General features: G+C 67.0%; 22 protein-coding genes and 1 pseudogene. 20 read left to right on the top strand and 3 right to left on the bottom strand.

The annotated features are described in order from the left end of the window. Positions 1-105 precede the first annotated feature (105 nt). The 9 genes from WKW82_RS22580 to WKW82_RS22540 all read left to right on the top strand — a co-directional run bounded on the left by WKW82_RS22580 (position 106) and on the right by WKW82_RS22540 (position 9,723). A complete protein-coding gene (locus WKW82_RS22580; RefSeq protein WP_340344580.1) occupies positions 106-396 on the top strand; it encodes a hypothetical protein in 291 nt (96 codons plus the stop codon). Between the two features lie 189 nt (positions 397-585). Then, on the top strand, positions 586-1,992 hold the full coding sequence (atpD, locus tag WKW82_RS22575) for a F0F1 ATP synthase subunit beta (protein WP_340344579.1): 1,407 nt from the start codon (positions 586-588) through the stop codon (positions 1,990-1,992). A gap of 129 nt (positions 1,993-2,121) precedes the next feature. Then, positions 2,122-2,541, top strand: a complete 420-nt coding sequence (locus WKW82_RS22570) for a F0F1 ATP synthase subunit epsilon (RefSeq protein WP_340344578.1) — start codon at positions 2,122-2,124, stop codon at positions 2,539-2,541. Positions 2,542-2,771: 230 nt separating this feature from the next. Next, positions 2,772-3,941, top strand: a complete 1,170-nt coding sequence (locus tag WKW82_RS22565; protein WP_340344633.1) for an ROK family protein — start codon at positions 2,772-2,774, stop codon at positions 3,939-3,941. Next, positions 3,938-5,455 (top strand): sugar ABC transporter ATP-binding protein, encoded by a 1,518-nt coding sequence (locus WKW82_RS22560; RefSeq protein ID WP_340344577.1) that lies wholly within the window; start codon positions 3,938-3,940, stop codon positions 5,453-5,455. Before WKW82_RS22565 ends, WKW82_RS22560 begins: the two co-directional genes overlap by 4 nt. 63 nt (positions 5,456-5,518) lie before the next feature. Then, positions 5,519-6,529: an ABC transporter permease gene (locus tag WKW82_RS22555; RefSeq protein ID WP_340344576.1), complete on the top strand. Its 1,011-nt coding sequence runs from the start codon at positions 5,519-5,521 to the stop codon at positions 6,527-6,529. 219 nt (positions 6,530-6,748) lie between these two features. After that, positions 6,749-7,711, top strand: a complete 963-nt coding sequence (locus tag WKW82_RS22550) for a substrate-binding domain-containing protein (protein WP_340344575.1) — start codon at positions 6,749-6,751, stop codon at positions 7,709-7,711. A gap of 164 nt (positions 7,712-7,875) precedes the next feature. Next, positions 7,876-9,048: a Gfo/Idh/MocA family protein gene (locus WKW82_RS22545; protein ID WP_340344574.1), complete on the top strand. Its 1,173-nt coding sequence runs from the start codon at positions 7,876-7,878 to the stop codon at positions 9,046-9,048. A 132-nt stretch (positions 9,049-9,180) separates the two neighbouring features. After that, positions 9,181-9,723 (top strand): DUF3617 domain-containing protein, encoded by a 543-nt coding sequence (locus WKW82_RS22540; RefSeq protein ID WP_340344573.1) that lies wholly within the window; start codon positions 9,181-9,183, stop codon positions 9,721-9,723. Positions 9,724-9,924: 201 nt separating this feature from the next. Here the strand turns inward: WKW82_RS22540 and hpxZ are convergent, their stop codons facing one another. Next, positions 9,925-10,302, bottom strand: a complete 378-nt coding sequence (hpxZ, locus tag WKW82_RS22535; protein ID WP_340344572.1) for an oxalurate catabolism protein HpxZ — start codon at positions 10,300-10,302, stop codon at positions 9,925-9,927. A gap of 92 nt (positions 10,303-10,394) precedes the next feature. Between hpxZ and WKW82_RS22530 the strand changes: the two genes are divergently transcribed. The 6 genes from WKW82_RS22530 to WKW82_RS22505 all read left to right on the top strand — a co-directional run bounded on the left by WKW82_RS22530 (position 10,395) and on the right by WKW82_RS22505 (position 17,400). Continuing rightward, positions 10,395-11,426: a LacI family DNA-binding transcriptional regulator gene (locus WKW82_RS22530; protein ID WP_340344571.1), complete on the top strand. Its 1,032-nt coding sequence runs from the start codon at positions 10,395-10,397 to the stop codon at positions 11,424-11,426. A gap of 121 nt (positions 11,427-11,547) precedes the next feature. Continuing rightward, positions 11,548-12,510 (top strand): Bug family tripartite tricarboxylate transporter substrate binding protein, encoded by a 963-nt coding sequence (locus tag WKW82_RS22525; RefSeq protein WP_340344570.1) that lies wholly within the window; start codon positions 11,548-11,550, stop codon positions 12,508-12,510. A 282-nt stretch (positions 12,511-12,792) separates the two neighbouring features. Next, complete coding sequence (gene gudD, locus WKW82_RS22520; RefSeq protein ID WP_340344569.1) at positions 12,793-14,136, top strand: glucarate dehydratase; 1,344 nt, start codon at positions 12,793-12,795, stop codon at positions 14,134-14,136. Between the two features lie 35 nt (positions 14,137-14,171). Next, a complete protein-coding gene (locus tag WKW82_RS22515; RefSeq protein WP_340344568.1) occupies positions 14,172-14,969 on the top strand; it encodes an HpcH/HpaI aldolase family protein in 798 nt (265 codons plus the stop codon). A 153-nt stretch (positions 14,970-15,122) separates the two neighbouring features. Then, complete coding sequence (locus WKW82_RS22510) at positions 15,123-16,040, top strand: 2-hydroxy-3-oxopropionate reductase (protein ID WP_340344632.1); 918 nt, start codon at positions 15,123-15,125, stop codon at positions 16,038-16,040. A gap of 247 nt (positions 16,041-16,287) precedes the next feature. Further along, positions 16,288-17,400, top strand: coding sequence for an SMP-30/gluconolactonase/LRE family protein (locus WKW82_RS22505; protein WP_340344567.1), 1,113 nt, complete (start codon positions 16,288-16,290; stop codon positions 17,398-17,400). A gap of 189 nt (positions 17,401-17,589) precedes the next feature. Here the strand turns inward: WKW82_RS22505 and WKW82_RS22500 are convergent, their stop codons facing one another. Continuing rightward, a complete protein-coding gene (locus tag WKW82_RS22500; RefSeq protein WP_340344566.1) occupies positions 17,590-18,402 on the bottom strand; it encodes a peptidoglycan-binding protein in 813 nt (270 codons plus the stop codon). A 107-nt stretch (positions 18,403-18,509) separates the two neighbouring features. Then, the gene (locus WKW82_RS22495; protein WP_340344565.1) at positions 18,510-19,031 is read right to left on the bottom strand and encodes a hypothetical protein; all 522 of its coding nucleotides are present in this window, start codon (positions 19,029-19,031) and stop codon (positions 18,510-18,512) included. A 337-nt stretch (positions 19,032-19,368) separates the two neighbouring features. Here WKW82_RS22495 and WKW82_RS22490 point away from each other — a divergent pair, with 337 nt between their 5' ends. From WKW82_RS22490 to WKW82_RS22470, 5 genes and pseudogenes are all read left to right on the top strand, one after another. After that, entirely contained in the window at positions 19,369-19,794 is a 426-nt protein-coding gene (locus tag WKW82_RS22490) for a surface-adhesin E family protein (RefSeq protein ID WP_340344564.1), read from the top strand. A gap of 66 nt (positions 19,795-19,860) precedes the next feature. Then, positions 19,861-20,481, top strand: coding sequence for a class I SAM-dependent methyltransferase (locus tag WKW82_RS22485; RefSeq protein WP_340344563.1), 621 nt, complete (start codon positions 19,861-19,863; stop codon positions 20,479-20,481). Between the two features lie 71 nt (positions 20,482-20,552). Beyond that, on the top strand, positions 20,553-21,728 hold the full coding sequence (locus tag WKW82_RS22480; protein WP_340344562.1) for a ligase-associated DNA damage response exonuclease: 1,176 nt from the start codon (positions 20,553-20,555) through the stop codon (positions 21,726-21,728). A gap of 7 nt (positions 21,729-21,735) precedes the next feature. Further along, positions 21,736-23,409, top strand: a pseudogene (locus WKW82_RS22475) (ATP-dependent DNA ligase); the annotation flags it as partial. Between the two features lie 95 nt (positions 23,410-23,504). Further along, positions 23,505-26,102 (top strand): ligase-associated DNA damage response DEXH box helicase, encoded by a 2,598-nt coding sequence (locus WKW82_RS22470; RefSeq protein WP_340344561.1) that lies wholly within the window; start codon positions 23,505-23,507, stop codon positions 26,100-26,102. Positions 26,103-26,314 lie beyond the last annotated feature (212 nt).

The raw sequence follows: 26,314 nt of genomic DNA, 5'->3' as shown, positions 1-26,314 counted from the left end.
AGTCTTGAGTCTTGCGCAATGGGACGGGCCGCATTGCCGCCGCGATGACAGCAGTTCTGCTGGAGTCGCGTTTTCACAGGCCCGCAGTACAACAGGGATTGAAAAATGAAAAAGGTTCTCGCGTTGGTCGCAGTGGCGGCGGCGCTCACGGCTTGTTCGAAGAAGGAAGAAGCGCCTGCAGCGCCCCCAGCACCGGCACCCGCCGCGGCCCCGGCTGAAGCACCCGCGGCAGCGCCAGCGCCTGCTGCAGCGGCTCCGGCCGAAGCACCGGCGGCGGCACCTGCAGCAGGTGCGGCTCCTGCGGCTGCACCGGCCGAGGCTCCTGCCGCTGCGCCAGCTCCGGCTGCGGAACCGGCCAAGGCTGCCGAGGCGGAAAAGCCGGCAGAGAAGAAGTGAAGCGCTGAGCTTCGAATCGCGGGAATGCTGGCCACGGCCGGCGTTCTTGCAAAAGCGTCTGACAACAGGGTCCGGGCGCTTCTGCAAGAAGTTATTTACGCAGTTTTTTGTTGAAGTAAGTGCCCGGTGGGCCCTGAACACGGTTTGGCGAAAGCCAGTGCAAGTTTGAGATCTTGAAGGAATCGAAAAATGGCTGAAGTGCAAGGCAAGATTGTTCAATGTATCGGCGCCGTGGTCGACGTGGAGTTTCCGCGCGACCAGATGCCGAAGGTGTACGACGCCCTGAAGTTCGAAGGCAGCGCGCTGACGCTCGAAGTGCAGCAGCAGCTTGGCGACGGCGTGGTGCGTACCATTGCGTTGGGCTCGTCCGACGGCCTGCGCCGCGGTTTGATCGTGACCAACACCAAGGCGGCGATCACGGTGCCGGTGGGCAAGGGCACGCTGGGTCGCATCATGGACGTGCTCGGCGCGCCCATCGACGAACGTGGCCCGGTCGACCAGACGCTGACCGCGTCGATCCACCGCAAGGCTCCGGCGTATGACGAACTCTCGCCCTCGCAAGACCTGCTGGAAACCGGCATCAAGGTGATCGACCTGGTGTGCCCGTTCGCCAAGGGCGGCAAGGTGGGCCTGTTCGGTGGCGCCGGCGTGGGCAAGACCGTGAACATGATGGAACTCATCAACAACATCGCCAAGGCTCACTCGGGTCTGTCGGTGTTCGCTGGTGTGGGTGAACGTACCCGCGAAGGCAACGACTTCTATCACGAGATGGCCGACTCCGGCGTCGTGAACCTGGAGAACCTCGCCGAGTCGAAGGTGGCCATGGTCTACGGCCAGATGAACGAACCCCCGGGCAACCGTCTGCGCGTGGCGCTGACCGGACTGACCATCGCCGAGTCGTTCCGCGACGAAGGCCGTGACGTTCTGTTCTTCGTGGACAACATCTACCGCTACACGCTGGCCGGTACCGAAGTGTCGGCGCTGCTGGGTCGTATGCCTTCCGCCGTGGGCTACCAGCCGACGCTGGCCGAGGAAATGGGCCGCCTGCAAGAGCGGATCACGTCGACGAAGGTCGGCTCGATCACTTCGATCCAGGCCGTGTACGTCCCTGCGGATGACTTGACCGACCCATCGCCTGCCACGACCTTCGCTCACTTGGATTCCACCGTGGTGCTGTCGCGTGACATCGCTTCGCTGGGTATCTACCCCGCCGTGGACCCGCTGGACTCGACCTCGCGTCAGCTGGACCCGAACGTGGTCGGTGAAGAGCACTACAACGTGGCCCGCGCCGTGCAAGGCACGCTGCAGCGCTACAAGGAACTGCGCGACATCATCGCGATTCTGGGCATGGACGAGCTGGCGCCGGAAGACAAGCTGGCGGTGGCCCGCGCACGGAAGATCCAGCGCTTCCTGTCGCAGCCCTTCCACGTCGCTGAAGTGTTCACCGGCTCGCCTGGCAAGTACGTGCCGCTGGCCGAAACCATCCGCGGCTTCAAGATGATCGTGAACGGCGAAGCCGACCACCTGCCGGAACAAGCGTTCTACATGGTGGGTGGCATCGACGAAGCCTTCGAAAAGGCGAAGAAGGTCGCGTAAAGCGGCGCATTCGACCGCCTGGCTTCGTTGCCGTGCTCGCCGTACTGATGTACGGCTGTGCGCGGCGCCTCACCAGACGGCCGACTGCTTGCTTTCCGCACCCTTCTTCAGGATTGCAAAGGACAAGACATGGCAAACACCATTCATGTAGACGTGGTCAGCGCGGAAGAGTCGATCTTCTCGGGCGAAGCCAAGTTCGTCGCGCTGCCCGGTGAAGCCGGCGAGCTCGGCATCTTTCCGCGCCACACCCCGCTGATCACGCGCATCCGGCCCGGCGCCGTGCGCATCGAGACCGCTGAAGGCGGCGAAGAGTTCGTCTTCGTGGCTGGCGGCATCCTGGAAGTGCAGCCGAACGCCGTCACCGTGCTGTCCGACACCGCGATCCGCGGCAAGGACTTGGACGAAGAGAAGGCCGCCAAGGCCAAGGCTGTCGCCGAGGAAGCGTTGAAGAACGCGAAGAGCGATATCGACATCGCGATGGCGCAGTCGGAGCTGGCCGTGATGGCCGCGCAGATCGCTGCGTTGCGCAAGTACCGCCAAGCCAAGTAAGCGCGACTGCCGTGCTTGTTGATGAAGCCGCCTTCGGGCGGCTTTTTCGCGTCTGCAGTGCACTCTTGCCCCGACCTTCTTCCACTTTGAACTGAAATTAGCCAAAGATAGGCCTTGCCCGGCTGAAGCCAAGCTCCTAGCATCCGCCTTCGCCCGGCACGCAGATGCCGCGCAAGAACAACGACGGAGACAAGGTACGGATGCGCTGGAGTGGGGTCACTGCCGATGAAATGCAGCTGCTGGAGACGGCCTTCTGGTCGGCCGGCGGCTCGCGGCATGTCATGGCGGAACGGCTCGGCTTTTCCAAGAGCAAGGCCAACACGCTGATTGCCGGGCTGATCGATCAGGGCATGCTGGCCGAGTACGGAATGCAGCCTTCATCGGGCGGCCGTCGCGCTGAAAACCTCCAACTCAACGCGGGGCTCGGTGCGCTCATCGGCGTGGACATCGGTGCCACCAGCCTGGACGTCGCTATCCTTCGTCCCGATCTCACATTGCTGGCGCAGCATGGCGAAGCGGCCGATGTGAGGCAAGGTCCTGGTGTGGTGCTGGCCCGCGTCCGCACGCTGATGCGCGAGTTGCTGACGCAATCCGGGCTCTCCGCCAAGGACGTGCTGGGCGTCGGCATCGGCGTGCCGGGGCCGGTGAATTTCGCGATCGGGCAACTCGTCAGCCCGCCCCTCATGCCAGCCTGGGACAGCTTCTCGATCCGCGACTACCTGCGCGAGGAATACGCCGCGCCGGTGTTCGTCGACAACGACGTGAACCTGATGGCGCTCGGCGAACTGTGGCGGCTGCGTCGCTCGCTGAGCAACTTCCTGGTGATCAAGGTGGGTACCGGCATTGGTTGCGGCATCGTCTGCCATGGCGAGGTGTACCGCGGCGCTGCCGGTTCGGCCGGGGACGTGGGGCACATCTGCGTGGACCAGGAAGGGCCGCGTTGCCACTGCGGCAATGTGGGTTGCGTGGAAGCGATGGCTGCCGGGCCGGCCATCACGCGCATGGCCGTCGACGCGGCCAACGCGGGCGAGAGCGCGGCGCTGGCCGCCTGTCTGCGCGAGAAAGGCCGCATCGAGGCCACGGACGTCGGCGAGGCGAGCCGCGCAGGGGACGCCGCCGCGAACGGGATCATTCAGCGAGCCGGTAACCTGATCGGGCAGATGCTGGCCTCGGTCGTCAACTTCTTCAATCCATCACACGTGTTCATCGGCGGCGGCATCACCGGCATCGGGCCGCTGTTCTTGGCGGCCGTGCGGCAGAGCGTGTACCAGCGCTCGCTGGCGTTGTCGACGCGGCACCTCGAGATCCAGTACACGCCGTTGGGGATGCAGGGCGGGGTGATCGGGGCCGGGGTGCTGGCGTTGCACGAGACCTTGAAGGTTCGGGGAGTCGCGCCATGAATACCGTCGCCTCGGCAGTCACCGCCAAGCGCAGCGTCGCTGTCGAGTTCACCGACATCGTCAAGGCCTTCGGCCCGGTGCAAGTGCTGCATGGCGTGAGCTTCGCGCTGGCGCCGGGACGCGTGTACGGCCTGCTCGGCGAGAACGGCGCGGGCAAGTCCACGATGATGAAGATCCTCGCGGGTTACGAACAACCGACCGGCGGCAGCGTCAGCATCAACGGCTCGCCGCAGCACTTCGCGAACTCGCGCGATGCCGAAGCGCTGGGCATCGTGCTGATCCACCAGGAATTCAACCTGGCGGAAGACCTGAGCGTGGCGCAGAACATCTTCCTCGGCCACGAGAAGAAGAAGGGGTTCTGGCTAGACGATGCGGCGATGGAACGGGAGTCCTCGGCGGCGCTGGCGGAGGTCGGGCTGAAGATCGACCCGCGGACCAAGGTGCGTCGGCTCATCGTGGCGGAGAAGCAGCTGGTCGAGATCGCGAAGGCGATCGCCCGGCACGCGCGGCTGTTGATCATGGACGAGCCGACCGCGACGCTCACGCCGGGCGAGACCGAGCGGCTGTTCAAGCTCATCGCGCAGTTGCGCGCGGACGGCGTGACCATCGTCTACATCTCGCACAAGCTCGACGAAGTGGAGCGCGTGACGGACGAGGTGATCGTGATGCGCGACGGCCGCTTCGTGGCGCGGGCGCCGACGGCGGACCTCACACGGCAGCAGATGGCGAACCTGATGGTGGGGCGCGAGCTGGCCGATCTCTTCCCGCCACGCGACCTGGTGGCACACGACGATGCACCGGCGATGCAGGTGCGCGATTTCAGCGTGCCCGGGTGGGCGCGAGAGGCCAGCTTCGACGTGCGGCCGGGCGAGATCCTGGGCTTCGCCGGATTGGTGGGTGCGGGGCGCACGGAACTGTTCGAAGGGCTGATGGGCCTGCGCCCGTCGAGCGGCGACGTACAGATCCTCGGCAAGCCGGTGCGCCTGCGCAATCCGCGCGATGCGGCACGGCACGGCTTCACCTACCTCAGCGAAGACCGCAAGGGCAAGGGCCTGCATGTGGACTTCGGGCTGTGCCAGAACCTCACGTTGATGGCGCTGGAGCAATACACGCGACCCTGGCTGCGGCCGGACGCGGAACGCGCGGCGCTGGGCGCGGCGGTGAAGGACTATGGCATCCGCACCGGCACGCTGGAGGCGAAGGCGTCGTCGCTGTCGGGCGGCAACCAGCAGAAGCTCGCGCTGGCCAAGGTGCTGCAACCCAAGCCCAAGGTCGTGGTGCTGGACGAGCCGACGCGCGGCGTCGACGTCGGCGCCAAGCGCGACATCTATTTCCTGATCCAGCGACTGGCCCGCGAAGGGCTCGCCGTGATCGTCGTCTCGTCGGAGTTGATGGAACTGATCGGCCTGTGCCACCGCGTCGCGGTGATGCGGGCGGGCCGGATCGTCGCCACGCTGGACGCGGACCATCTGACAGAAGAGGAGCTGATCGCTCATGCCACCGGAACACGCTAAGCCCGCCCCCATTGCCTGCGCACTTCGCGCAGCCACTTGCGCGCGGTGAGGGCTCTCAACGATATGGCAACCCAACAAGAATCCGAAGGCGCCGCGCATCGCGCCGAAGCCAAGCCACGCTGGACCGAGCACCTGCGCGGCATTGGGCCAGTTGCCGGGCTGGTGCTGCTGTGCATCGCCGGCACGCTGCTCAACAGCGACTTCGCCACCGCCGACAACGTGATGAACGTGCTCACGCGCACGGCCTTCATCGGCATCATCGCGGTGGGCATGTGCTTCGTGATCATCTCGGGCGGCATCGACTTGTCGGTGGGCTCGATGGCGGCGCTGATCGCGGGCAGCGTGATCATGTTCATCAACTGGGCCGGGCCGGCGACGGGCTCGCCGCTGATGGCGGTGGTGCTGGGCGCGGGGCTGGCGGTGGTGCTGGGGGCCGTCTTCGGGCTGACACACGGACTGCTGATCACCAAAGGGCGCATCGAGCCCTTCATCGTGACGCTGGGCACGCTGGGGATCTTCCGGGCGTACCTCACCTACTTTGCGAACGGCGGCGCGCTGACGCTGGACAACGAGCCGGCCGACCTCTACGCGCCGGTCTATTACGCGAGCCTCGCGGGGATTCCGATTCCGGTGTGGGTGTTCGTGATCGTCGCGGTGGTGGGGGCGCTGATCCTCAACCGCACGGCCTATGGGCGCTACGTGCAGGCGATCGGGTCGAACGAGCAGGTTGCGCGCTATGCGGCGGTCGATGTCGACCGCGTGAAGATCCTGACCTATGTGCTGCTCGGCGTGTGCGTGGGTGTGGCAACGCTGTTGTACGTGCCGCGCCTGGGTTCCGCCTCGCCGACCACGGGCCTGCTGTGGGAGCTGGAAGCGATCGCGGCGGTGATCGTCGGCGGCACGGCGCTCAAGGGCGGCGCGGGCAGCATCACCGGCACGGTGGTCGGCGCGATCCTGCTCTCGGTTATCAGCAACATCCTGAACCTCACCAGCATCATCAGCGTGTACCTCAATGCGGCGGTGCAGGGCTTCGTGATCATCATCGTCGCGTTCCTCCAGCGCGGACGACGCTAGAGAAACATGCCCCCGGCTTTTCACTTCCGCTCCGCTGCGTGCAATTCCCCTCCCGAGGGGCTGAGGGCCGCGGCGCCAAGCCCGCCTACGCAGGCTTGGACGGCCAGAAGAGCAGCCGCCTCTGGCGACCGCCCGTCGGTGCGGCCCGCCTTGGCGCGGCCCGGCGGCGGCCGCATTCCTTCCCGTAGTCAGTTCCATCACCCTAGGAGACATCCCGCAATGACAACCATCACCCGTCGCATCGCACTCACGGCCGTCGCGGCCGCCGCGTTCGCCAGCTTGCCGGCGCTGGCCGCAGAGAAGGTCAACCTCGGCGTGTCGATCCCGGCCGCCACGCACAGCTTCATGGGCGGCATCAACTACTGGGCGAACCAGGCCAAGAAGGACCTGGAGAAGGCGCATCCGGACCTGAAGATCACGATCAAGACGGCCGCCAACGCGGGTGAGCAGGCGAACCAGTTGCAGGACCTGTCGACCGTGACCAAGATCAATGCACTGGTCGTGTTCCCCTTTGAATCCGCCGCGCTGACCAAGCCGGTGGCGCAGGTGAAGGCCAAGGGCGCGTATGTGACCGTGGTCGACCGCGGCCTGACCGACACCAGCGCGCAGGACGCCTACGTGGCCGGCGACAACACGGCCTTCGGCAAGATTCCGGCCGAGTACATCGTCAAGCAACTGGGCGGCAAGGGCAACGTGGTGGCGCTGCGCGGCATCGCGACGACGCTGGACAACGAGCGCATGGACGCCTTCAACGCGGTACTCAAGGGCAGCCCCGACGTGAAGCTGCTCGACGCCAAGTACGCCAACTGGAACCGCGACGACGCCTTCAAGGTGACGCAGGACTACCTGACGCGCTTCAAGAGCATCGACGCGATCTGGGCCGCCGACGACGACATGGCCGTGGGCGTGCTGAAGGCCATCGAGCAGGCCAAGCGCGACGACATCAAGATCATCTTCGGCGGCGCCGGTGCCAAGGGCATGGTCAAGACCATCATGGACGGCAAGGACAAGCGCATCACGGCCGACGTGAGCTACTCGCCCAAGTTCATCTACGACGCGATCAAGCTGACGGCCGAAGCGCGGCTGAAGGGCGAGAAGCTGCCGGCGACGACGATCATTCCGTCGGTGCTGATCACGAAGGACAACGCGAAGGACTTCTACCACCCGGACTCGCCGTTCTGAGGATTCGCTCCCTTCTCGGTATTGCTCCCTCTCCTTTTGGGAGAGGGCTGGGGTGAGGGCTCCGGGCCTCTGATCGAGGCTGGGCGGCTGGATGCGCCCATGCCCTCACCCTGACCCTCTCCCAGGGGGAGAGGGAAGAAGACCAACCCTCGAACGGGCTATTCATGAGCATTTCCATTCCCCAGCGCAAGCTGCGCTACGCCATGGTCGGAGGAGGGCGCGATGCCTTCATCGGCGCTGTTCACCGCCATGCGATCGCGCTGGACGGGCAGGCCGAGTTCGTGGCCGGCGCGCTGTCCTCCACGCCGGACAAGGCGCGCGCCTCGGGCCGCGACCTCCTGCTGGCCGACGACCGCAACCACGGCGACTGGCGATCATTGCTCGCCGACGAGTTGAAGCGCGCGGCCGACCAGCGCATCGACTTCGTGGCGATCGTCACGCCCAACCATGTGCACTACCCGGTGGCGCAGGCCTTCGTCGACGCCGGCTTCCACGTCGTGTGCGACAAGCCGCTCGTGCACACCATTGCGCAGGCCGATGCGCTCGTCGCCGCGGTGCAGCGACAGCGCACCATCTTCGGCGTCACCTACAACTACACCGGCTATCCGATGGTGCGCCAGGCCCGCGCCATGGTGCGCGCCGGCGAGATCGGCGAGGTGCGCAAGGTCGTCGTCGAATACAACCAGGGCTGGCTCGCGTCGCATCTGGAAGGCAGCGGCAACAAGCAGGCCGACTGGCGCACCGACCCGGCGCGCAGCGGCGCGGCGGGCGCCATCGGCGACATCGGCTCGCATGCCGAGAACCTGGTCGCGACGGTGACCGGGCTGGAGATCGAAAGCCTTTGCGCCGACCTCACCCGCTTCGTGCCGGGCCGTGCGCTCGACGACGACGGCAGCCTGCTGCTGCGCTTCCAGGGTGGCGCGCGCGGCGTGCTGATCGCCTCGCAGATCAACGCGGGGCTGGAGAACGACCTGCGCCTGCGCGTGTCGGGCACGCTCGGCACGCTCGAATGGCGGCAGGAGCAGCCGAGCCAGCTCGTGCATCTGCCACACGACGGGCCGAAGCGCATCTTCACGCGCGGCGCGCCCTGGCTGCACCCGTCGGCGCAGCGTGCGAGCCGCATTCCGGCAGGGCATCCGGAAGGCTTCATCGAAGCCTTTGCCAACGTGTACGGCGGCGTCATGGCCGACATTCGCGCGAAGCTGGATGGCAGCCAGGCCGACCCGCTGGTTGCCGACTATCCGCACGTCGAGGACGGTGCGCGCGGCGTGCGTTTCATCGAGCGCACGGTGGCCTCCGCGGCGAGCGAGGCCAAGTGGACGTCCTGGGCTGGCTGAACCAGGGCCATTGATGCTCGGGCAGGGCCGCGCGCGGTGCGGTCTTGTCAGGCGTATGTCGATTGCGCTATTTCGGTGCGCAGCGGAGCGCGGTACAAGCCGATGATGTCCCTGCCGTTCGCTCGCCGATCCATGAGGAAGCCGCTGGCTTCCGCCGCGCTGTGCCTGCTCTGCGGCCACGCGCTGGCCGCATCGCCCACCGACTATCCGCCGCGCAAGCCCGGCCTGTGGGAGATGACGCTGCAGACCGGGGCGTCGGGCGGCGCGAAGGCGCCTGCGGGCCACGTGACACAGCAATGCATCGACGCCGCGAGCGACAAGGCGATGCGCGAGATGGGCATGGGCATCGGCGACAAGATGTGCAGCAAGCAGGAAATGCGTGCCGAAGGCGCTACCTTCGTGGTCGATTCGGTCTGCCGCATCGACCTCGGCAGCGGCACCACCAGCACCGCGACCACCCACGGCGTGATCACGGGCGACTTCGGCTCGGCCTACAAGATGGTCATGCGCTCCACCTACGACCCGCCGATGATGGGCCGGACCCAGGGCGAGACCGTGATGGAAGCCAAATGGATCGGCCCCTGCAAGGCCGGCCAGAAGCCCGGCGACATGGTCATGCCGGGCGGGCAGACGATGAATGTGCTGGAGATGATGAAGAACCGGCCGAAGAAGTAGCAGCTCTTTTCCAGGCATGCGGGACTGAAGGCGTGAAGATTTCGTAGCGAGGGCACCGAGGTCGGGTCTGCAGCGCGGAACTGCACTCTCGTGCGGTGACAACGCAGTTGCGGCGAGGCTGACAATTGCGCGAAGCGCTTGTCATGCCGGAGCAACACGGCGGGCCCGGAACCGGTGGCCGCAGTAGAAAGATTGATGCCGTCAACTCATCAGGCTGACGTGCGCAGCAGCCACCCGCCACCCTTCAGGCATGCGCACCCAGGTCTGGCTCTGCCGCCCGATCCGATCGCTGCCGGCCCGCTTGAACTCGACGTTGGTCACGGCGAAGTGCTGGTCGAAGGTGGTGATCGACGTGGCGGTGATCTCGCGCTCGAGGTTCACGGCCGGCCGGGCCTTGCGGAATTCGCGGATCGCGTCGTAGCCGTAGAGGTTCTCGCCCGCGCCGTAGCGCAAGGTGTGGGGAGAGTCCCAGAACAGCAGGTCGAGCACGGCAACGTCGTTGCTCACCAGCGCCTGCTGGTATTGCGCGAAGACGGCTTCGACCTCGGCGAGGACGGCGGGAAGGTTGATGGCGGTCATGAAAGAAATAGGGTGCAAGTTGCATGCCGAACCGGCTTCGCACAGCGTGGAGCGAACGACGGTAGCGCTAACGTGTCGCTAGAATCTCGACCATGAGCAGTTCCGGCACCCCCACTCGACGTCCGCGGCGCGGCAGTGGCGCCGTCACCCTGCATGACGTGGCCAAGCTGGCCGGCGTGGCGCCGATCACCGCATCGCGGGCGCTGAGCAATCCCTCGCAGGTGTCCGCGGACGTGCTGCGCAAGGTGAGCGAGGCGGTGAGCCGCACCGGCTATGTGCGCAATGTGCTGGCGGGCGGCCTGGCCTCGGCGCGCAGCCGGCTGGTGGCGGCGGTGGTGCCGACCATCTCCGGGCCGGTGTTCCAGCAGACGGTGCAGGCCCTCACCGATGCGCTGGCGGCGCAGGGCTACCAACTCATGCTGGGCCAGAGCGGGTATGTCGATTCGCGCGAGGACGCGCTGCTCGACGCCATCGTCGGGCGCCGGCCGGACGGGATCGTGCTGACCGGCATCATGCATTCGGCCGAAGGGCGCAAGCGGCTGATGGCCGCGGGCATCCCGGTGGTGGAAACCTGGGACCTCACGCCCACGCCGCTCGACATGCTGGTGGGCTTCTCCCATGCCCAGGTGGGGCACGCAGTGGCCGACTTCCTGCGCGCCAAGGGGCGCAAGTCCCTCGCGATGGTGGCCGGTGACGACGAGCGCTCGATCCGGCGGCTGGTCGCCTTCCAGGAAACGGCGCAGGCCGCGGGCTTGGGCGAGGTGCCGGTGATCCGCGTGCCGGCGCCGACCACGCTCAAGAGCGGGCGCCGCGGGCTGGCCGAACTGCTGGCGCACAGCCACTCCGTCGATGCGGTGTTCTGCAGTTCCGACCTGCTCGCGCTCGGCGTGATGACCGAAGCGCAGGCACGCGGCATCGCGGTGCCCGGCCGCTTGGCCGTGGTCGGCTTCGGTGACCTGGAGTTCTCGGCCGATCTGCATCCCGCGCTGACCACCGTGCGCATCGACGGCACCGCGATCGGGCGCCAGGCCGCGCAGTTCATCGTCGACCGCGCCGAGGGGCGCGAAGTCGAGCAGCGCGTGGTCGACGTCGGTTTTTCCATCGTGGAGCGCGAAAGCGCCTGAACCCCTGAAAAATCGCGGGACGAGCCCTTGACGGCGGTTACGGTAGCGCTATCATTCGAACCTCCCATAGTTTGATAGCGCTACCGATTGTCCCGGGATGCGCATTTCAGGAGACATCGCCATGAAGAAGCTCATCACCGCGCTCGCCGTCGGCGTCGCGGCCACCACCACAGCCTTCGCCCAGGCCTGGCCCAGCAAGCCGGTGACCATCGTCGTGCCTTTCCCGGCCGGCGGTTCGACCGACATGGTGGCCCGTGCCATCGCGACCAAGTTGGGCGCAAAGTTCGGCCAATCATTCGTGGTCGACAACAAGGCTGGCGCCACCGGCACCATCGGCGCGACGCAAGTGAAGCGTGCGGCGCCGGACGGCTACACCTTTCTCGTGACCTCGCTCGGACCGCTGGTGATCGCGCCCCACCTGATCAAGGGCATGCAGTACGACGCGCTCAAGGACTTCGACCCGATCACCGTCGCCGTCCAGGCGCCCAACGTGCTCGTGGTGCCGGCCAACTCGGCGATGAACAGCGTGGCCGACGTGATCGCCAACGAGAAGAAGAACCCCGGCAAGATGACCTTCGCCTCGTCGGGCAACGGATCGAGCGACCACCTCACTGCGGCGCTGTTCTGGCAGCAGACCGGCACGACCGGCCTGCATGTGCCGTACAAGGGCGGCGCGCCGGCCATCACCGACCTGCTGGGCGGGCAGGTGGACGCGTCCTTCCCGAACGTGAATGCGGTCATCCAGAACATCAAGGCCGGCAAGCTCAAGGCGCTGGCCGTCACGGGCGACAAGCGCTCGCCGGTACTGCCCGACGTGCCAACGCTGGCCGAGGCGGGCGTGAAGGGTGTCGACGTCTATTCGTGGCAGGCGCTGGTCGCGCCGAAGGGACTGCCAGCCGACATCAAGACGAAGGTGCATGAGGCCACCGTCGCCGCGCTGAATGATCCGGCGGTGAAGAAGCAGTTCACCGAGATCGGCCTGGAGGTGGTGGGCAACACGCCGGCGCAGTTCGCTACCTTCCAGCAGGCGGAGTTCGCGCGCTGGAAGAAGGTGATCGAGACAGGGAACATCACCGCCGATTGAAGGTGTGAATCCTTCTACTGCGACCACCGATCCCAGGCCTGCGGTGTTGGCTTCGGCATGACAAGCGCTTCGCTCAGTTGTCAGCCTCGCCGCAACTTCGTTGTCACCGTACTGGGGTGCGGTTCCGCTCCTCAACCCAATCTCAGCGCCCTCGCTACGAAATCTTCACGCCTTCAATGCCCTCGCCAGGCGGGCCTTGCGGCTTCGTTGCTCCGGCGGTGCCCACGAATCTGATTGCACTTGTTTCACGCACCCATTACTGTCACACCCCCATTCATCATCATGACTACACCCACTTCCTCCTCCACCCCCGTCATCACCGAACTGCGCGTGATCCCCGTCGCGGGCCGCGACAGCATGCTGCTCAACCTGAGCGGCGCGCATGGCCCCTTCTTCACGCGCAACCTGCTGATCCTCACCGACAGCTCCGGCAACACCGGCGTCGGTGAAGTGCCGGGCGGCGAGAAGATCCGGCAGACGCTGGAGGATGCGCGCGAACTCATCGTGGGCCAGCCGCTCGGCTCGCAGCAGCGGCTGGTGCAGGAGGTGCAGCAGAAGTTCGCCGACCGCGACAGCGGCGGGCGCGGCTTGCAGACCTTCGACCTGCGCATCGCGATCCATGCGGTGACGGCCATCGAATCGGCGCTGCTCGACCTGCTGGGCAAGCACCTCAACGTGCCTGTCGCGGCCCTGCTCGGCGAAGGCCAGCAGCGCGAGGCGGTCGAGATGCTGGGCTACCTGTTCTACGTCGGCGACAAGGCGAAGACCGACTTGCCCTACGCCAGCGACCCCGGTGCTGACAACGATTGGTTCCGCGTACGCCATGAAAAGGCCATGACGCCCGAGGCCGTGGTGAAGCTGGCCGAGGCAGCCCATGCGCGCTACGGCTTCAACGACTTCAAGCTCAAGGGCGGCGCGCTGCGTGCCGAGGAAGAGATCGAGGCCATCGTCGCGCTGCACGAGCGCTTCCCGCAAGCCCGCGTCACGCTGGACCCGAACGGCGGCTGGCTGCTGAAGGACGCGATCCGCCTGATGCGCGACATGCGCGGCGTGGTCGCCTATGCGGAAGACCCGTGTGGCGCCGAGGACGGCTTCTCCGGCCGCGAGGTGATGGCCGAATTCCGCCGCGCCACCGGCCTGCCCACCGCCACCAACATGATCGCCACCGACTGGCGCCAACTGAGCCATGCGCTGGCGCTGCAATCGGTCGACATCCCGCTGGCCGACCCGCACTTCTGGACCATGGCCGGCTCCGTGCGCGTGGCGCAGACCTGTCGCGACTGGGGCCTGACCTGGGGCTCGCATTCGAACAACCATTTCGATGTGTCGCTGGCCATGTTCACCCACGTCGGGGCCGCGGCGCCGGGCCGCGTGACCGCGATCGACACGCACTGGATCTGGCAGGACGGCCAGCGCCTGACGAAAGACCCGCTGAAGATCGAAGGCGGCCTGGTGCAGGTGCCGAAGAAGCCGGGCCTGGGCGTTGAGCTCGACATGGTCGAGGTCGAGAAGGCGCACCAGTTGTACAAGCAGCACGGCCTCGGCGCGCGCGATGATGCGACGGCCATGCAGTACCTCGTGCCGGGCTGGAAGTTCGATCCGAAGCGCCCCGCACTCGACCGCTGACCCTACAACCCACAACACGAAGGACAAGGCCCGTCATGAGAGAAAACCGCCTGCGCACCCTCTGGAAATCCGGTGGTGCCGCCATCAACGGATGGCTGGCCATCCCCAACAGCTTCTCGGCCGAGACCATGGCCCACCAGGGCTGGGACTCGCTGACCATCGACCTGCAGCACGGCGTGGTCGACTACCAGGCCATGATCCCGATGCTGCAGGCGATCTCGACCACCAACACGGTGCCGGTGGTGCGCGTGCCCTGGCTGGACCCGAGCTCTCTCATGAAGACGCTGGACGCCGGCGCGATGGCGGTCATCTGCCCGATGATCAGCACGCGCGAAGAGGCGCAGAAGCTGGTTGCGTACACGCACTACGCGCCGCGCGGCACAAGAAGCTTCGGGCCGATCCGCGCGCTGCTCTACGGCGGTGCCGACTATGCGACGCATGCCAACGACACGATCGTGACCTTCGCGATGATCGAGACGGCGCAGGCGCTGGACAACCTCGACGCGATCATGTCGGTCGAAGGGCTGGACGCGGTCTACATCGGGCCGTCCGACCTGTCGCTGGCGCTCGGCTGCCGCCCGGTGTTCGACGACGTCGACCCGAAGGCGCAAGAAGCCATCGACCACATCCTCGAACGCGCCAAGGCCCACGGCCTGGTCGCCGGCATTCACAACGGCAACCCCGAGGGCGCGATGGCCCGCATCGCCAAGGGCTTCCAGTTCGTCACCGTCAGCTCCGACGCGCGGCTCATGGCGGCGGGCTCGCAGGCCGTGCTGTCGAAGATGCGCGCCGAGCCGGTCGTCGCCACGTCCTCCGGCTCCTCCACCTACTGAAATTTTGCTCGCCCCCAGGCTGCGCGCACTTCGTGTCACTTCGCCAACCCCCGTGCGGGGGCTACACCGGCGGCCCGGAGAAGCCGGTTCCGCGGTGTTCCTGGCATTGAGGCGCGCCGGTCTTGTGAACACCGCGCGGGGCGTCGAGCTGTCATCCAACCAAACCCAACCAGGAGATTTGAAATCATGAAGATCGGATTCATCGGCCTCGGCATCATGGGCGCGCCCATGGCCATGCACCTCGTCAACGCCGGCCACCAGCTCTACTACGTCAAGCGCAGCAAGGCGAATGCCGAGATCGCGGCGAGCAACGCGATCGCCTGCGCGTCGGCGAAGGAAGTTGCGCAACAGGCCGAGGTGATCATCACGATGGTCCCCGATACCCCCGACGTGCAAGGCGTGCTGTTCGGCGAGGGCGGCGTGGCGGAAGGCCTGTCGAAGGGCAAGACGGTGATCGACATGAGCAGCATCTCGCCGATCGAGACCAAGGCCTTCGCCAAGAAGATCGCCGACCTCGGCTGCGACTACCTCGACGCGCCGGTGTCGGGCGGCGAAGTGGGCGCCAAGGCCGCCAGCCTGACCATCATGGTCGGCGGCACCGAGGAAGCCTTTGCCAAGGCCAAGCCGCTGTTCGAGCTGATGGGCAAGAACATCACGCACGTCGGTGGTGTCGGCGACGGGCAGACCACCAAGGTCGCGAACCAGATCATCGTGGCGCTGAACATCGCCGCCGTCGGCGAGGCGCTGCTGTTCGCGAGCAAGGCCGGCGCCGATCCGGCCAAGGTGCGGCAGGCGCTGATGGGCGGCTTTGCTTCGTCGCGCATCCTGGAGGTGCATGGCGAACGCATGATCAAGCGGACCTTCAACCCGGGCTTCCGCATCGGCCTGCACCAGAAGGACCTGGGCCTGGCCCTGGCCGGCGCCAAGGCCATCGGTGTGTCGTTGCCGCAGACCGCATCGGCCGCGCAACTGATGGGCACCTGCGCCGCCAACGGCTGGGATCAGCTGGACCATTCGGCGCTGGTGAAGGCGCTGGAATTGATGGCCAACCACGAAGTCGCGCAGGGCTGAAGAAGGCGCGAATCTTTCGACTGCGGACGCCGATCTCGGGCCTGCGATGCTGGCTCTGGCACCACAAACGGTGCGCGCAATGGTCAGCCTTGCCGCAACTTCGTTGTCACCGTGCCGGAGTACGGTTCCGCTCCGCGAACCGACTCCCGGCGGGCGCCCTCGGTACGAAATCTGCACGCCCTCTCACGTACGCGCCGGCCGCGCTACCTCTGTGCCAACAACCAACAACAAGGCGGAGACAACAGACATGCAAGACGAACTTCCAGCGTCCCCCGAGGCACGCCGCGGCTTTCTGAAGACGGTCGCCGGCGCAGGCCTGGCGGCATTGAGCGGCATGGCCGGCGCGCAGTCCTTCGACTTCAAGCCGGCGCAGCGCTACCCCGATCCGGCGGTGCTGATCCTCGACCCGAGCTTTGCCAAGTACCGCATCTACAGCAGCACCGTCGAGCAGGTCGGCACCGGCATGCGCTGGGCCGAGGGGCCGGTGTACTTTCCCGAAGGCGGCTACCTGCTGTGCAGCGACATTCCGAACAACCGGCTCATGAAGTTCGACGAAAAGTCCGGCAAGTTCACGGTGCACAAGGAGAACGTCAACTATGCCAACGGCAACACGCGCGACCGGCAGGGCCGCCTCGTCACCTGCGAGCATTCGGTGACGCGCCGCGTGGTGCGCACCGAGAAGAATGGCCAGCTGACGGTGCTGGCCGACAAGTTCGAGGGCAAGCGCCTCAACGCGCCCAACGACGTCGTCGTGAAGTCCGACGACTCGATCTGGTTCACCGACCCGATCTTCGGCATCAATGGCGAATGGGAGGGCGCGCGCGCCACGCCCGAGCAGGCCACGACCAACGTCTACCGCATCGCCGCCGACGGGCAGATCGCCGCGGTGATCACCGACCTGGTCAACCCGAACGGCCTGGCCTTCTCGCCCGACGAAAAGAAGCTCTACGTGGTCGAGTGGAAGGGCACGCCCAACCGCAGCATCTGGAGCTACGACGTGGCCGCCGACGGCAGCCTGTCGGGCAAGACCAAGCTCATCGACGCCGACGGGCCGGGTTCGCTGGATGGCTTCCGTGTCGATCGCGACGGCAACCTGTGGTGCGGCTGGGGCTTCAGCGGCGCCTTTGCGCCCACCGCCACCGACGTGCCCGGCGGCATGAAGGCACACCTGCCGCTGGCCAAGTCGGAAGACATGGACGGCGTGAAGGTGTTCAACGCACAGGGCAAGCCGATCGGCTTCATTCGCCTGCCGGAGCGTTGCGCCAACCTGGAGTTCGGTGGGCCGAAGCGCAACCGGCTCTACATGGCGAGCAGCCATTCGCTGTACGCGCTGTACGTGGAGGCACACGGCGCGGTCTAGGATCTGTTGAGGCTCTGTGTGCGAGTACCTGGAGCGCATCCATTTCTTGGGGATACCCCAGCGCCGGGAATCCATTGGCGCTGTGTCGCGACTTCCCTCTCTGCCCCCATCAGGTCGAACTGACCCGCCAGCTTGACGCCGCCGCTGTCCACGGACATCACCAAGTCCAGGGGACCGATGCTCAGCGTGTCACGTCCCGCCGCCCGACGCGTCCAACGCGGTCCAGGTCCCGCTGCCGACGATGCCGTCCACCGGCTTCAGGCCGTGCTGCTTCTGGAACGCGGCAACGGCGACCTCGGTGCCGGCGCCGAAGTCGTTGTCGACGGCGACCATGAAGCCCAAGGCCTGAAGCCGCCGCTGCAGCTCGCCGACCGCGTCGCCCTTGGAGCCCCGGCGCAGCACCGGCCGGCCCCCGGTCGGCGGCGCGACGCCGCTGAGCACCAGGCCTTCCAGCCGCGCGATCGCCGTCTTCGCCCTCGAAGTCAGTGCGCGGCGGTCGTCCAGACCGTTGGTCCCGCCGTTGATGCGCCTTGTCACGCGCACGATGTCGTCGGCATCGCAGGCCGCGTTGATGCCATTCTTCTTCCAGAACTCACAGGCGATCGTCAGCGACAGCACCGGTTCGGCGGCGAGTTCCGGATGGTCCTCGAGCTTGATGTCGAGCTTCTTTCCCATGTCGGCGTAGTTGGCGCGGCCGGTCAGCTGCAGCAGGCCGCGGCCCTTGTAGCGCACGCCGTCGCCGGGGTGGACGTTGCCAAGGTCGCGGCGGCCCTCGTAAGCCTGGCCGCTGGCGAATTCCTCGGTGGTTCGGAAGCCGGCCGACTCGTGGCAGGTCTGGGCCAGGAAGTGGGCGATGCGCAGCCGGTTGTCGATCGCATAGGCTTGCAAGGTCTTGGCCAGCACCTCGCCGACGGCGGTGATGATGGCGTTCTGCCGCTGGCCATTGGCACCGCTGAATGTCGGCGCGATTTCGCGCATGGTTTGCGCATCAACTTCGATCATGGGCGTGGTCTCCTGTGGATTGGCGGGGCGCGGAACCGGCATGACAGTGTCGCGCTGTGTGAGCCATCGTTCATCCTCAAGTCTGTGGACTTTCGTACCGTCGTCGCTCACGGCAGCTCGAAGCTGTCCTCGAAGGGCTTGATGCCGGCCGCGGAGAACAACGCCGGCCCGAGTTCGGAACTCGCTTCCGCCGTGCAACTCAGGTTCGCCACTCGTTTGCCGGAGCGCTCGACGACGACGCCGGCCTTGCTGCCCCAGCCCTGGCCGACGGCGCTGTACACGACGTAGCGATAGGGGCGCTTCTCGAAGGCGATGAATGCGCCGCCACCGCCGGAGAACATCAGGGTGCCGCCGCGCGTCAGCGCGCGCCAGTCCGCAGTCTTCGGCGGATAAGCCATCTCGACCTTCGCGGGCCGGCCGAATCGGTACTGCAGCGTTCCAGTCGCCTCTGTCAGCGGGTCCGAGGCGCAGACAGCAACCTGCTTGGCACCAACGGGGCACGAGAAAACGGCCCGCTGCGGCTGCGGGCACATCGTGGACTCGGCATGTGCAGGCGGGTGCACCGACGCCGTGCCGAGGGCTGCGGCACACCAGGCTGCAAGGCGCAGCGCCCTTCCGGATATTTCCATGCCCGGCAGTGTCGGCCAACGGCGGGGCTTGCGCAATCGGCCGCGCGCATGCTGACGTCACTCACTGACGTCACTCACGCTGAGAGCTTCCGCGGGAGGATGGATTCAAGAGCAAATCGTGGTGCTCGTCGTGGCCGTCGACGAGGGTTGGCTTCGACGGATTGAAAACGGGCTTGGCACATGGAATCACCAACTTGAACCAGAAGCCAGACGTTGACCGGCGTTGGGGCAGGTACCCAAGGGGCATGCACATTGCGAGCTTGATGCCGTGCCGCCCAAATCCGTCGCATCGCGTTACATTTCACAGTCGTTGACGTTTAATGGTGAAGGAGTCGGTGTGAAGAAGTGGTTCGTGTCGGTGCTGCTGGCGAGCGCCGCGGCCGGTCCCAGCGCCGCGACGACCTGGTTCACTGTGGTGGGCGACCCGAGCGACCCGAAGGTCGACACGGTGGAAGTCGACCCGGTGGCCATCACGACTGCGGGTGGCGTCAAGAACATGTACATGCGCGTCAACCGGTCGAAGCAGCGCTTCAATTGGGACAAGCTGCCGTATCGCTCCTACGAGGCTCGCATCGCCTTCGACTGCAATGCGAAGAAGGGCGACTACATGGTCGCCACCTTCTATCCGGAGCCGCGCTGGACCGGCCTGCCGGTGATCACGACCGACTACACGAGCGCGCCCAAGCCGCTGGAACTGCGCGACATGGAGCCGAACCCGACCGAGCGCATCATCCGCGCCGCATGCCGGCCGGCGGGCAAGTGAAGGACCGATAGAGTCAGCCCTCTTCAAGTTCAACACCGCGCGCCCGACCCGCGCGCTCGTCCCCGGATGACTTCACGACCTCCCGCGAGCAATGCAGGCTACGGCGCCGAGGCGGCCACGCTGGCCGTCCGCTACGAAAGCATCGCGTTCGAAGACGTGCACCGCGACGTGCTGCACCTTTTTCCCGCGCGCGCCGCCGATGTGCTGGACGTGGGGGCGGGCACCGGGCGGGATGCCGCTGCGCTGGCGCGGCGTGGACATCGCGTGGTGGCCATCGAGCCGACAGCGGAACTGCGCGCGGAGGGCTTGCGCCTGCATGGCGCATGGCCGATCGAATGGGTGGACGATGCCCTGCCGTCGCTTGCACGGCTGCGGCAAGCCGATCGTCGCTTTGCCCTGATCCTGGTGACGGCCGTGTGGATGCACCTCGACGAGCCCGAACGGCGCGCCGGCATGGCCGCCTTGTCCGGACTGCTTGCCGACGGCGGGCAACTCGTGATGTCGCTGCGCCATGGCCCGGTGCCCCAGGGGCGCCGCATGTTCGACGTGTCGGCCGCGGAAACCGTCGGGTTGGCGGGGCAGCTCGGCCTGCAGTGCAACCACCGCGGTGAACGAACGGACACGCAAGGCAGGCCCGACGTGCGCTGGAGCGTGGTGGGCTTCATCCGGCCCCCAGGCGCTTCGTAGGCCGCAGCCCACACGGCTTCGGGTCGCGGTTGGCGCGCACGGTTCGCCGCGCCCGCCTACGATGGCGGGCCATGCCCGAGCCATCGCCCCACAGTCCAGCCTCTCGCCCCGGCGACCTGGTGATTGCGCGGCCCGAAGGTCTTTATTGCCCGCCCGGCGATTTCTACATCGACCCCTGGCGCCCGGTGGCTCGCGCCGTCATCACGCATGCGCACTCGGACCATGCCCGCGTCGGCCACGGCCACTACCTCGCGCAGACCGACAGCGAAGGCATCCTGCGCACGCGCCTCGGCGTCGACATCAACCTGCAGACGCTGCGCTATGGCGAGGCGATCGAGCATCACGGCGTGCGCGTGTCGCTGCATCCGGCCGGCCATGTGCTCGGCTCGGCGCAGGTGCGCCTGGAACATGGTGGGCGCGTGTGGGTGGCCTCGGGCGACTACAAGACCGAGCCCGACGGCACCTGCCCGCCCTTCGAACCTGTGCCTTGCGACACCTTCATCACCGAGTCGACCTTCGGCCTGCCGATCTACCGCTGGCCCACGCAACCGGTGCTGTTCGCTGAGATCAATGACTGGTGGCGGCGCAATGTGGAGGAGGGCCGCGCGTCGGTGCTGTTCTGCTATGCGTTCGGCAAGGCCCAGCGCATCCTGCATGGCGTCGATGCGTCGATCGGGCCGATCGTCGTGCATGGCGCGGTGGAGCCGCTGAATGCGGTGTACCGCGAGGCGGGCGTGGCGTTGCCGCCGACCGTGCGCGTGACCGATCCGGGCGTCGATGCGCAAATGCTCAAGCGCTCGCTGGTGCTGGCACCGCCGTCGGCGCAGGGCACGCCGTGGATGCGGCGCTTCGGCAGCTACGCCGATGCGTTTGCCAGCGGCTGGATGCAACTGCGCGGCACGCGGCGCCGGCGCGGGGTGGACCGTGGCTTCGTGATGAGCGACCACGCGGATTGGCCCGGCCTGCAGCAGGCCATTGCCGGAACGGGTGCAGAACGCGTGCTGGTGACGCATGGCAGCGTGGCGGTGATGGTGCGCTGGCTGGCGGAAAACGGACTGGACGCGCAGGGCTTCAAGACCGAGTACGGCGACGACGATGTGTCGGATCGGGCCGAGGTGGTGAGCGACCCGTCTGCGGTCTCTGCTGTCGCTGCTGTCGCTGCGGGCGCTGCAGACGACGCGGACGGTGCCGACGACTCGGGCCATTCAGACACCGCGGACAACGCAGGCGATCCCGCCGCCGCCTGATCGCGACATGCAAGCTTTTGCTGCCCTCTACCGCGAACTCGATGCCACCACGTCGAGCCTTGGCAAGCAGTCCGCACTGCAACGCTACCTTCGCGAGGCTCCGCCGCAAGACGCCGCCTGGGCCGTCTACTTCCTCGCGGGCGGCAAGCCGCGTCAACTGGTGCCGGTCAAACTGCTGCGCCTGCTCGCGCAAGAGGCGGCCGGCCTGCCCGAATGGCTCTTCGATGAAAGCTACGAAGCGGTGGGCGACCTCGCCGAAACCATTGCGCTGCTGCTGCCGCCACCGACCGGGCAGCATGAGCTCGGCCTGGCCGCGTGGGTCGAAGAGCACCTGCTGCCGCTGCGCAAGACCGCACCCGAACACCTCGCCGACGCACTGCGCGCGCAATGGCGACAACTCGCGCCCGACGAGCGGTTGGTGTACTTCAAGCTCATCACCGGCGCCTTCCGCGTCGGCGTGTCGAAGCTGCAGGTGACGCAGGCGCTCGCGGCTGTCGGCGGCGTCGATGCCAAGCGCGTGGCGCAGCGCCTGATGGGCTACACGCACATCGGGGGGCAGCCGACGGCAACGGACTATGCCGCGCTGATCGCACCCGAGAGCGATGGCGAGCAGAACCAGAAGACCAGCGGCCAGCCCTATCCCTTCTTCCTCGCGCATCCGTTCAACGTCGGGGTCGAACAGTTCGATGCGCTGCTCGGCCCGCCGACGGATTGGATCGTGGAGTGGAAGTGGGACGGCATCCGTGCGCAACTCGTCAAGCGCGCCGGCGCTGTGTGGCTGTGGTCGCGTGGCGAGGAACTGGTCACTGACCGCTTCCCCGAACTCGCGACGATGGGCGAGGCGCTGCCCGATGGCACCGTGCTCGACGGCGAGATCGTGGTCTGGCGCAAGGATGAGACCTCGCCTGAAGGCCAAGGCAAGGTGCAACCCTTCGCCGAACTCCAGCGCCGCATCGGCCGCAAGACGCTGGGGCCGAAGCTGCTGCGCGAGATCCCGGTGGTGCTGCTCGCCTACGACTTGCTCGAATGGCAAGGCCGCGATCTGCGCACGCTGCCGCAGGACGAACGCCGCGCGCTGCTCGACGAACTGATCGCCGAAGTGCGGCATCCGCAACTCATCGCGAGCCCGATGCTGGCCGGTGCGCGCTGGGCCGACCTCGCACGCCAACGCGAAGCCGCCCGCGCCATGGGCGTCGAAGGGATGATGCTGAAGCAGCGCCGCGCGCCCTATGGCGTCGGACGCACCAAGGATGTCGGCACCTGGTGGAAGTGGAAGATCGATCCGCTCAGCGTCGACGCGGTGTTGATCTATGCGCAGCGCGGCCATGGGCGGCGCGCGAGCCTCTACAGCGACTACACCTTTGCGGTGTGGGACGGGCCGCCGGGGCAGGCGGATCGCAAGCTGGTGCCTTTTGCGAAGGCCTATTCGGGCCTGACCGATGCGGAGATGGCACGCGTCGATGCGGTGATCCGCAAGACCACGATCGAGAGCTTCGGGCCGGTGCGCAGCGTGCGGCCGACGCTGGTGTTCGAGCTGGGCTTCGAAGGGATTGCGCGCAGCACGCGGCACAAGAGCGGGATCGCGGTGCGCTTTCCGCGGATGCTGCGGTGGCGGGAGGACAAGGCGGTCGAGGAGGCGGATACGCTGGAGACCCTGGCGGCGTTGCTGCCGGGGGGTGATGGGGACAGCCCTCGTCCCGGCCTTCTTCCGGCAGGTGAGGGAGCGGGGGACGGCCCTCGTCCCAACCTGTTCCCGGAGGGAGAAGGGGCGAAGACATGAAGACGGGGGATCTTGTTGCATGGTTCGCTTCGCGCGGCTGGAAGCCCTTCGCCTTCCAGCGCGAGGTGTGGCAGGCCATCGCCGAGGGGCGCTCGGGGCTGCTGCATGCAACGACCGGCGCGGGCAAGACCTATGCGGTGTGGCTTGGTGCGGTGAAGGCTTTCGGCGGCGTGCCCAAGGCCGCCGCGAAGCCCACGGCAAAGAAGCTCGCGCCGCCGCTCACCGTGCTCTGGATCACCCCGATGCGCGCACTCGCCGCCGACACGCTGCGTGCCTTGCAGCAACCGCTCGAAGTGCTGCAACCCGACTGGAGTTCCGGCGCGCGCAGCGGCGATACATCGTCCGGCGAGCGCAGCGCGCAGAACGCGCGCCTGCCGACGGTGCTGGTCACCACGCCCGAGAGCCTGTCGGTGATGCTCTCGCGTGCCGACGCGAAGGAGGTGCTCGATTCGGTCAAGCTCGTCGTCGTCGACGAGTGGCACGAACTCCTCGGCAACAAGCGCGGCGTGCAGGTGCAACTGGCCTTGGCGCGCTTGCGACGATGGAACCCGGCGCTCTGCGTTTGGGGCATGTCCGCCACGCTCGGCAATCTGCCCGAGGCGATGCACACATTGCTCGGCAACCACGACGGCGTGATGGTGCAGGGCCAGGTGCCGAAGCAACTCGTCATCGACTCGCTATTGCCAGGACGCGCCGAACGCTTCCCATGGGGCGGCCACCTGGGCCTGACGATGCTGCCGCAGGTCATCGACGAGATCGCCCACAGCAGCACCACGCTGGTCTTCACCAACACGCGCTCGCAGTCGGAGATCTGGTACCAGGCGATGCTGGAAGCGAAGCCCGAGTGGGCCGGCGTGATCGCGCTGCACCACGGCTCGCTCGACCGCGGCGTGCGCGAGTGGGTCGAGGCCGGGCTGAAGAAGGGCGAGTTGCGCGCCGTGGTCTGCACGTCGAGCCTGGACCTCGGCGTGGACTTCCTGCCGGTGGAGCGCGTCCTGCAGATCGGCTCGCCCAAGGGCGTCGCGCGCCTGCTGCAGCGCGCAGGCCGCTCGGGCCACGCGCCGGGCCGGCCCTCGCGCATCACCCTGGTGCCGACGCACAGCATCGAGATCGTCGAGGGCGCCGCCGCGCGCGATGCCATCGCGGCAGGCCACATCGAGGCACGCAGCACGCCCATGCAGCCGCTCGACGTGCTGGTGCAGCACCTCGTCACCGTGGCGCTCGGCGGTGGCTTCCGGCCCGACGATCTCCATGACGAAGTGCGCGAGACGGCGGCGTACAGGCACCTCACGCGCGAGAGCTGGGACTGGTGCCTGTCCTTCGTCGCGCAAGGCGGCCCGTCGCTCGCCGCCTACCCCGATTACCACCGCGCGGTGCCCGATGCGGAAGGCGTGTGGCGCGTGCCCGATGCGCGGTTGGCGCGACGGCACCGCATGAACATCGGCACCATCGTCAGCGACGCGAGCATGGCCGTGCAGTACGTCGGCGGCGCGAAGTTGGGCAGCGTGGAGGAGAGCTTCGTCGCGCGCATGAAGCCCGGCGACTGCTTCCTGTTCGGCGGGCGCATGCTGGAACTGGTGCGCATCCGCGAGATGACGGCATGGGTGCGGCGCGCGAGTGGCAACCGGGCCGCGGTGCCGCGCTGGAACGGCGGGCGCTTTCCGCTGACGACCACGCTGGCCGACGCGGTGGTGCAGCAACTCGCGCTGGCAGGCGAGGGCCGTTATGACTCGCCCGAGCTGCAATGCGTGCGCCCGCTGCTCGAACTGCAGCAGCAATGGTCCGCGCTCCCAACGCCCGAGACGCTGCTCGCCGAGACGCTGGCGACGCGCGAAGGTTGGCACCTGTTCCTCTACCCTTTCGCCGGCCGGCAGGTGCACCTGGGCCTGGCCAACCTCATCGCCTGGCGCGTCGCGCAACATGCGCCGCGCACCTTCTCGATTGCGGTCAACGACTACGGCTTCGAACTGCTCTGCGCCACGGATGTCGACTGGCCTGCGTTGCTGCCGCAGGTGCTTGCGCCGACCGAAGAAGCGACCCTGCTGCACGAAGTGCTGGAGAGCCTCAATGCCAGCGAACTCGCACGACGGCGCTTTCGCGAGATCGCGCGCGTGTCAGGCCTGATCTTCCAGGGCTACCCCGGCGAGAAGCGCAGCAACAAGCAACTGCAGGCCTCGTCCTCGCTGTTCTGGGAGGTGTTCCGCAAGTACGACCCGGAGAACCGCCTGCTGCTGCAGGCCGAGCAGGAACTGCTGGCGCAGGAACTGGAGATCACCCGCCTGCGCACCAGCCTCGCGCGCATCGCCACGCAGCAACTCGTGCTGAAGGCGCTGGCACGGCCCACGCCCTTCGCGTTCCCGTTGATGGTCGAACTGTTCCGCGAAAAGCTCAGCAACGAGAGCGTTGCCGACCGCATCGCACGCATGGTCGAGCAATTGGAGAAGGCCGCGGGTGGGGCGGTGCCGACGGGGGATGTGGAACGGGTGAAGAAGACATTGGCGTTCGGGCAGGAGAACGCCGCGGGGCGGGGTGGCGAGCGGACGGGGAGGGTGCGTCGGGAGCGCAAGGTTTCGCGGCCCTTGCCGCCTTTGTGAGGAAGAACCGGCCAGCCGCCCGCACGGGCCCGCCACTGCGCGGCGCCCTGCTTCGACACCGCCGCATCGAGGGTGAGGCAGCTGTGCGAAAAGCGCAGCTCGATGGAAAACCCGTCGTCGAGCGAGGCGATACACGGTATTGCGAAGACGCCACCGGACGCGCTTGCCAGCACGTGAGAAAGCCGTCGCGAGACGCGCACCTTGCCGGGCAT

The organism is Variovorax rhizosphaerae (genome assembly GCF_037889975.1).
GTDB lineage: Bacteria > Pseudomonadota > Gammaproteobacteria > Burkholderiales > Burkholderiaceae_C > Variovorax > Variovorax rhizosphaerae.
This window is presented reverse-complemented; position numbering and strand designations above follow the sequence as displayed.

Coding starts and splice junctions, on each gene's coding strand:
- atpD (WP_340344579.1), top strand. CDS start 586: ATGGCTGAAGTGCAAGGCAAGATTGTTCAATGTATCGGCGCCGTGGTC.
- WKW82_RS22580 (WP_340344580.1), top strand. CDS start 106: ATGAAAAAGGTTCTCGCGTTGGTCGCAGTGGCGGCGGCGCTCACGGCT.
- WKW82_RS22495 (WP_340344565.1), bottom strand. CDS start 19,031: ATGGAAATATCCGGAAGGGCGCTGCGCCTTGCAGCCTGGTGTGCCGCA.
- WKW82_RS22485 (WP_340344563.1), top strand. CDS start 19,861: ATGACTTCACGACCTCCCGCGAGCAATGCAGGCTACGGCGCCGAGGCG.
- WKW82_RS22550 (WP_340344575.1), top strand. CDS start 6,749: ATGACAACCATCACCCGTCGCATCGCACTCACGGCCGTCGCGGCCGCC.
- WKW82_RS22540 (WP_340344573.1), top strand. CDS start 9,181: ATGAGGAAGCCGCTGGCTTCCGCCGCGCTGTGCCTGCTCTGCGGCCAC.
- hpxZ (WP_340344572.1), bottom strand. CDS start 10,302: ATGACCGCCATCAACCTTCCCGCCGTCCTCGCCGAGGTCGAAGCCGTC.
- WKW82_RS22565 (WP_340344633.1), top strand. CDS start 2,772: ATGCAGCTGCTGGAGACGGCCTTCTGGTCGGCCGGCGGCTCGCGGCAT.
- WKW82_RS22560 (WP_340344577.1), top strand. CDS start 3,938: ATGAATACCGTCGCCTCGGCAGTCACCGCCAAGCGCAGCGTCGCTGTC.
- WKW82_RS22525 (WP_340344570.1), top strand. CDS start 11,548: ATGAAGAAGCTCATCACCGCGCTCGCCGTCGGCGTCGCGGCCACCACC.
- WKW82_RS22480 (WP_340344562.1), top strand. CDS start 20,553: ATGCCCGAGCCATCGCCCCACAGTCCAGCCTCTCGCCCCGGCGACCTG.
- WKW82_RS22515 (WP_340344568.1), top strand. CDS start 14,172: ATGAGAGAAAACCGCCTGCGCACCCTCTGGAAATCCGGTGGTGCCGCC.
- WKW82_RS22470 (WP_340344561.1), top strand. CDS start 23,505: ATGAAGACGGGGGATCTTGTTGCATGGTTCGCTTCGCGCGGCTGGAAG.
- WKW82_RS22530 (WP_340344571.1), top strand. CDS start 10,395: ATGAGCAGTTCCGGCACCCCCACTCGACGTCCGCGGCGCGGCAGTGGC.
- gudD (WP_340344569.1), top strand. CDS start 12,793: ATGACTACACCCACTTCCTCCTCCACCCCCGTCATCACCGAACTGCGC.
- WKW82_RS22570 (WP_340344578.1), top strand. CDS start 2,122: ATGGCAAACACCATTCATGTAGACGTGGTCAGCGCGGAAGAGTCGATC.
- WKW82_RS22555 (WP_340344576.1), top strand. CDS start 5,519: ATGGCAACCCAACAAGAATCCGAAGGCGCCGCGCATCGCGCCGAAGCC.
- WKW82_RS22505 (WP_340344567.1), top strand. CDS start 16,288: ATGCAAGACGAACTTCCAGCGTCCCCCGAGGCACGCCGCGGCTTTCTG.
- WKW82_RS22500 (WP_340344566.1), bottom strand. CDS start 18,402: ATGATCGAAGTTGATGCGCAAACCATGCGCGAAATCGCGCCGACATTC.
- WKW82_RS22545 (WP_340344574.1), top strand. CDS start 7,876: ATGAGCATTTCCATTCCCCAGCGCAAGCTGCGCTACGCCATGGTCGGA.